At 58.6% G+C, this 611-nt stretch carries 1 protein-coding gene; it reads left to right on the top strand.

What is annotated here, in order from left to right; translation table 11 throughout:
- A partial coding sequence (locus tag F0184_RS20465) for a Mu transposase domain-containing protein (RefSeq protein ID WP_425299518.1) occupies window positions 1–611 on the top strand: 611 nt, incomplete at both ends.

Here is a 611-nt window from a genome sequence, read left to right on the forward strand (position 1 = left end):
CCTGGTCAGTCATTATCTCTTCGAAGCCGAGTTCTGTAATCCGGCTTCCGGATGGGAGAAGGGGCAGGTCGAGAAGAATGTACGGGATGCCCGGCACAGACTGTGGCAGCCGATGCCGCGCGTGGCCAGCCTCGAGGAATTGAACGACTGGCTGGAAAACCGCTGCAAAGATCTCTGGCAGACCATCCCACATGGAACGCAACCAGAGACGATCGCAGATATCTGGGCCGAAGAAGTCTCCAAGCTTATGCAGGTCGGCCGTCTCTTCGACGGCTTTGTCGAGTATGCCAAGCGGGTCTCACCAACCTGCCTGGTTCACTTTGAGCGCAACCGCTACAGCGTGCCGGCATCGTTCGCCAACCGTCCTGTCAGTTTGCGGGTCTATCCGGACAGGATCGTCGTGGTCGCGGAAGGCTTGAGCGTCTGCGAGCATCAGAGGATCATCAACCGGTCTCATGACCGGCCCGGCAGAACGGTTTATGACTGGCGGCATTATCTGGCCGTCATCCAACGCAAACCAGGTGCGCTTCGTAATGGTGCCCCCTTCGCCGAACTGCCGGAAGCCTTCACGTCATTACAACGGCATCTGCTCAAGAAGCCTGGCGGGGACA

The organism is Roseibium aquae, from assembly GCF_008711285.1.
GTDB lineage: Bacteria > Pseudomonadota > Alphaproteobacteria > Rhizobiales > Stappiaceae > Roseibium > Roseibium aquae.